The following is a 6,262-nucleotide window of genomic DNA, read 5'->3' as shown; positions in this document are numbered from 1 at the left end:
TTTTCCCCCCCCCCGGAACCGCAACGAAGTGGAGCCTGAAGCAGCCCGGCTCGGAAAAGCGCTGGCTGTTGTCAAGGCTTCCGGGACACGCCCAAATCTTAAAAATTGAAACCATGTCATCGAATAAAAACGCCCTGATCCGCTACAAAACGCTGGACAAATGCCTGAAAAACAAATACCGGAAATATACGCTGGAAGACCTGATCGACGAGTGTTCCGAAGCCCTTTTTGAATTTGAGGGAAAGGAATCTTTCGTCAGCAGACGGACCGTACAGCTCGACCTGCAGAACATGCGGAGTGAGAAGTTCGGTTACGAAGCCCCGATCGAAGTGTACGACCGGAAATACTACCGCTACAGCGATCCCGATTACAGCATCCACAATATTTCGGTAAATGAAAGCGACCTGAAAGCGATGAACAACGCAATACAGATCCTGAAACAATTCAAGGACTTTTCGATGTTCAGGGAAATGAACGGGGTCATCCAGAAGCTGGAAGATTCCATCCACTCGACGAATCAGAAATCGATTATCCATCTTGATAAAAATGAGCAGCTGAAAGGACTGGAATATATTGATGTGCTGTACGATGCCATCCTTCACAAAAAAGTGCTGAAGATCAATTATAAAAGTTTTAAAGCCAGGGAATCGGATTCTTATGTGGTTCACCCGCAGCTGCTGAAGGAGTTTAACAACCGCTGGTTCCTGATCTGCCTTTCCAAAGGAAAAGAGTACAATCTGGCCCTGGACAGGATGGAGAATATTCAGCCGGAGGAAAAAACAGAATATATCGATCTGAATCTGGACGGCGACGAATATTTCAAAGATATCGTCGGAGTAAGTGTCTCTCCCACAATGGCGCCGAGGAATGTTGTCTTCTTTGTGGATTCTTCCAATGCGCCTTACGTGAAGACCAAACCGTTCCACAGCAGCCAGGAAATCGTAAGTGAAACCGATGAAGGTACCGTTTTTAAAATCTGTGTTCAACTGAATTTTGAGCTGGAACGCCTTCTATTGGGTTTCGGGGAATGCCTGACCGTTTACAAACCAAGAAAGCTAAGGTTGCGGCTTGAAGAAAAATTTAAAGCCGCCGCAAAAAACTATGAAAACCTTGTTGTTGCAGATGAAGATTAGTTTTAGCATGCAACTTTTAAAAAGAAAACTAAGTCAGTAACGATCCATAATGGCTCAGAAATTGTATTGCTAGCTTATTATAAAATAAATAGTATGAAATCTAGAATATTAAAAGCAGTGGTGGCGATGGTAGCACCTTTGGTTATTGAGTTTATCGTTAAAAAAATATCGGAAAAAATTGACCAGAAAAGTCAGCCGAAAGAACCGAAAAAACTGCCTGCATCCATACATTAATCTGAATTAGTTTTATTTAAAATTATAGTAAAGAGGCTTTCCTGATCGAAAGCCTCTTTTGTCTTATATTGACTTACACAAAGTCATAGATTCCGTTTTTCCAGCCCAGTACTTTAGACGAATCCGCTTTCAGCCAGTTTTTAAGAATAGTGGCATACACTTTCCTGAAATCTTCAGAATAAATAAGATCGCCTTCGTTGAGGTTTTGCAGATCGGGCAATGCGTTTAAAACACCCTTTCTTTTCAGGCCTCCGCTGATGAAGAACATCTGGTTGGCCGTTCCGTGATCGGTTCCGTCACTGGCATTTTGGGCCACTCGGCGCCCGAATTCCGAAAACGTCATCAGCAGGATATTCTCGAAAAGCCCGTTGCTTTTCATATCGGCCACGAAAGATTTTACGGCTTCATTGATGTCCGAAAACAGTTTCTGTTGCCTTTCGTTCTGGTTGACGTGGGTATCAAAACTGCCGACCGACAGATAATACACCTGGGTGTTGATGTCCGATTTAATCAGCGAAGCTACGGTTTTGAAATCTTTTCCAAGTTGGGAGTTCGGATATTCCTGGGTGGTCTTTTTGGCCTGGCTTTTCTCGAAAATATACCCGGCATTGCTAATGGTGGAACCTAAGGTTTGATAAAGATAGGATACCGTTTCGTCATCGTGATGATGATCGTACAGCGATTTGAAGTATTTTTCCTGACTGGTCTGGTACAGCCTTTTCGGATCTTTGAAAGCGAATGCTTTATTGTTTTCTCCTTTCAGCGCCAGGCTCAGCATATCGTCTACCTCAAGGGCCTGGGTAGGATGTTCGCAGCGGTAGCATTCTTCATCAAGGTATCTTCCCAGCCATCCGGTTTCAAGGTATTCATTGCTTTTGCTTGCGGAATGCCAGATGTCCATGCTCCGGAAGTGGGATTTGTCGGGATTCGGGTAACCGACGTTATTCATTACCGAGAGTTCACCTTTATCGTAGAGTTCTTTAAAATAGGAGAGGGCAGGATTGATCCCCGCTTCATCCGTTAAGGGCAAAGAGTCTTGGATGGCAATTTTTTTCCTTTCGCGGAAGTAAATGTCGTTCCGGGAGGGAATGATGGTATTGAGGCCGTCGTTTCCGCCGGTAAACTGCAGGACCACCAGGATTTTCTGGTTAGGTTCCAGTGCGTCGTCGAAGGTAATGGCTTTCAGGAAATTCGGCATCATGAATGACGCTGCTGCCAGCGAGCTTATTTTAAGGAATTCTCTTCTTTTGATCAACATACAAATCAGGTTTAAGGTGAAAAAGATGAATGTGAAAATGTTAAATGTACCGGTTTACATTAGTTGGTATTCCGGAGTGGACATCAGGTTGATGATATTCATTTTCACCGAATGGTCCGAGAAGTTTTTTACAGAAGCCAGATCGAGCGACCTGCCGTTCTGAATGAGGTAATCTTCCGGATTCTTTCCGCTGAAAACCTGCTCTACCCGGGACCAGTCGATGGTGATATTCGGGTTTTTGAAGCTTTTGGCCAAAGCATTGGGATTATTTTTCAGTCCCATATCCAGGTCATCATCTTCTTTCGGATGGTAATCCAGGGGTCGCAGGCCTGACCAGATCTGCGGGATCTGCAGTCTCAGCATTAAGGTAGAACTGTCGATCCAGGATTTTCCGTTCGGCCATCCTGCCACATTTGGCGGATACAGCAGCATTTGGCCCAGCAGCTTTTGGTAAACGATCAGGTTTTCCGGATTCCGGATATTCATCGGAAGTGCCCGCATCATTCCTGCCATCAGCTCAATCGGCGACTTGATTCTGGTGCCGATATTTTTTTTGTCGTAAAACCATGAACTCGAAAAAATAGTTTTCATCAGCTTTTTGATGTTATAGCCGGACTGATAGAAGCCTTCGCTCAGGTCGCTTACAATCGCATTATCCACATTTTCATTCACAAAGAACCTGTAAATTTTGGCAGTAATGAATCTAGCCGTGGTTTTCTGCTCAAGAATCATATTTAAGACATCGGCACCCGTAAAATTTCCCGTGTTTCCTAAAAAGGTTTTGCTTCCTTCGTCGTGGACTTTTACTTTTTCGGCAAAATTTCCCTGTTTGTCATAGCTCCAGCCGGTAAAGGCACGGGCGGCTTCCCGAATATCTTTTTCGGTGTAATTTCCGCGGCCCATGGTGAAAAGCTCCATCACTTCGCGGGCAAAATTTTCATTGGGGTGGTCTTTTTTATTCTGCTGGTTGTTCAGGAAATTCAGCATGGCCGGGGTCTGGCTTACTTCAAATAATAAATCTTTGAAATTTCCCAGCGCATTTTTACGGATTACATTCAGGATTTGCCGGTTGAATTTCGGATTCTGAACCCTTGAGGCGAAATGCCCATGCCAGAAAAAAGCCATTTTTTCCCGCATCTGCTCCCTGCTGGTCACCATCTTGCTCAGGAAATTAAGATTCAACTCTTCAACCTGCTGGCGGTAGATCTTCTGCATCTCTTTTTTCTTTTCGGCAGGAGAGGCTGCAGTCATTGTATTCATTGAATTGGCACTGGTCATCATGGGGTCGTCGGTTTCAGGAAGGTCAGGCGTTTCATAATTAATGTACTGAAATGTTTCTTCATGAAAAAGATCATTCAGCAAGGCTTTCGTATCTTTTTTTGCGAGATCCCCGAATTGGGCTATTCCCGGTCCGAAACCTGCACGCCACATCAGGTGTTTGTTGTTTAGTAATGAGGGAGCATCCATACAAGATTTGTTTATCTTTGGATAGGCATGCTTCTTCAAGGTTAAAATTAATAATGGTTAAGAATTGTTAATCTTGAAACTGTTTCGATTTAATCGATCATTTTTATGAATTTGTAGATAATATGCTTTATAAAAAATTGAGATCTATGGTTACCTTCCCTTTTTCCATCCGATAACCTGATCAATACTTAGCGTTTCTTGTAGGTTGTTTTAATTTTTATTAAACACTTATTTAATTTTTATTTAAAATAATTCGCTGAAATTCATTAGTTTGTATTTCTGAATGGCGCTAAAGTGTGATGAAAGCCTTTCCTTGGCACGATTTTTACATCTTCCAGCTTAGTAAAATTTAAAATAACATCGTTATGAAAATGTTTAAACAAGCAATTTTATTTGCCGGAATAATGACTGCAGGAGCATTGAGCGCACAAAGTGCCCAGATGAATAATATGATAAAGGTAGGAGCAAATGTTGGTTTAGCAGTTCCTTCCGATAATACTTCAATGGCCGTAGGGGTGGACGTAGCTTATCAGAACCTGATCACTCCTGGATTCGGGCTGGGTGTTGCAACAGGATATACCCACTATTTTGGAAAAGACAACAACGGTTATACCAATAACGACGTAGGTGTGGTTCCGGTAGCAGCCCTCATCAGAATTTATCCGAAACAGACCGGATTTTATTTCGGGACCGATTTAGGATATGGAATTTTAGTAGGGGATAATAAAGTGGCTTCCAATGCAGGATTGGACAGACCAAATGGTGGATTCTACCTGAAACCTGAAATAGGATACCACAACCAGGACTGGAATTTCTTTGTACAATACCAGAAAGTATTTGTAGGAAGCAACGGCGATTTGCCGAATCAGGACTACAATGTGGGCAACATCGGTGCAGGATTTTCCTACAATATTCCTTTGGGAAAATAATCAGAAATAGTTAGATTTTTATATAAGCAATTATTAACCAAACCTTTTCGAAATTTTGAAAAGGTTTTTTATTTCTAACGAAAATTTACGAAAGTTATTATTATATTTGATAAAATTTGAGGTTATGATTTTGAATCCAAAATTTCCACTCTATTTACCAGGAGTAAAGAACGGCAGCAATGATAACATTTCGATCATCAGTGCAAACCTACGCGAAGATATTACAACATTAGGCTATTTTGTTTCCGCCAGCGGCGGTCTGGAGGTTAAAATCCAGAATAATTACCCTACCAAGGAATTTGCTTCTTTCACGGATATCCTGAAGAAATTCATGCAGGATAACGGGCTGGAGAATGTAAAAAGGCTTGGAATAGCAGTTCCCGGACCTGTACTGTATGGGAAAAGCTCACCGGAAAGGCTGGGATGGAACCTGGATGTCGAAGATTTCAAAAAAGATTTCGATTTCGAAAGGGTGGATATGCTGAACGACCAGGAGTCTTCTGCATACGGAATGGGACTTTTGGAAGACAGCGACCTGGATCCGATCTATACCAGCGGATATTTTGAAAAAGGAAATATGGCCATTTTAGCGCCGGGGAACGGGCTTGGAGAAGCAGGATACTTCTTTGACGGAAAATACCTGCGTCCATTCGCGACAGAGGGTGGGCACTCCGAATTTTCACCGCGAACCAATGTGGAGGTAGAGTTTTATCAGTTCCTGAATAATCTATATGGTATTGTAAGCTGGGAAAATGTACTGTCGAAAGGCGGATTATTCAATATTTACCGATTCCTAAGAGATGTGAAGAGGCATCCTGAACCGGAATGGCTTTCTGAGCGACTTTCCAACGGTAATTTTGTTGAAGAATTATACAAAGCGGCTGTAGAAGAAGACGTCCTGATCTGCAAAATCGCTCTTGATACCTTTATTGAGTTCCTGGCAAGAGAAGCTAATAACTTAACACTTAAATTAAAGGCAACGGGAGGATTGCTGATTTCAGGAGATATTCCGCAGGCCATCGCTGCTTATATCAACAAAGATAAATTCTACGAAAAATATAAAATCAGTGACAAGATGGAGGAGATGTTGAAAAACATCCCTATTTATCTAAACAAAAACGAAAATACGGCATTAAACGGTGCAGCACTCTACACCGCTTATTATCAGGAATAAATACAAATCAGGCTCCGAAGAAATTCGGAGCTTTTTTATGAATGATATTTTTCTTGAAAATAATTGT

6 protein-coding genes are annotated in these 6,262 nt (G+C 42.1%); 4 read left to right on the top strand and 2 right to left on the bottom strand.

Features of this window, described 5'->3' with window-relative positions; translation table 11 throughout:
- Positions 1-113: 113 nt before the first annotated feature.
- The gene (locus ACED20_RS13720; protein ID WP_378105235.1) at positions 114-1,133 is read left to right on the top strand and encodes a helix-turn-helix transcriptional regulator; all 1,020 of its coding nucleotides are present in this window, start codon (positions 114-116) and stop codon (positions 1,131-1,133) included.
- A 93-nt stretch (positions 1,134-1,226) separates the two neighbouring features.
- Positions 1,227-1,367, top strand: a complete 141-nt coding sequence (locus tag ACED20_RS13715) for a hypothetical protein (RefSeq protein WP_185151686.1) — start codon at positions 1,227-1,229, stop codon at positions 1,365-1,367.
- Between the two features lie 73 nt (positions 1,368-1,440).
- Here the strand turns inward: ACED20_RS13715 and ACED20_RS13710 are convergent, their stop codons facing one another.
- Both ACED20_RS13710 and ACED20_RS13705 read right to left on the bottom strand, forming a co-directional pair.
- A complete protein-coding gene (locus tag ACED20_RS13710) occupies positions 1,441-2,625 on the bottom strand; it encodes a DUF1501 domain-containing protein (protein WP_294201324.1) in 1,185 nt (394 codons plus the stop codon).
- Positions 2,626-2,679: 54 nt separating this feature from the next.
- Positions 2,680-4,092, bottom strand: coding sequence for a DUF1800 family protein (locus ACED20_RS13705; protein WP_378105201.1), 1,413 nt, complete (start codon positions 4,090-4,092; stop codon positions 2,680-2,682).
- 365 nt (positions 4,093-4,457) lie between these two features.
- Here ACED20_RS13705 and ACED20_RS13700 point away from each other — a divergent pair, with 365 nt between their 5' ends.
- Together ACED20_RS13700 and ACED20_RS13695 are read left to right on the top strand one after the other, a co-directional pair.
- Positions 4,458-5,021, top strand: a complete 564-nt coding sequence (locus ACED20_RS13700) for a hypothetical protein (RefSeq protein ID WP_294233718.1) — start codon at positions 4,458-4,460, stop codon at positions 5,019-5,021.
- 124 nt (positions 5,022-5,145) lie between these two features.
- A complete protein-coding gene (locus ACED20_RS13695) occupies positions 5,146-6,195 on the top strand; it encodes a glucokinase (protein WP_294200421.1) in 1,050 nt (349 codons plus the stop codon).
- Positions 6,196-6,262: the final 67 nt, after the last annotated feature.

It is taken from the genome of Chryseobacterium sp. sg2396 (assembly GCF_042610505.1).
GTDB lineage: Bacteria > Bacteroidota > Bacteroidia > Flavobacteriales > Weeksellaceae > Chryseobacterium.
This window is presented reverse-complemented; position numbering and strand designations above follow the sequence as displayed.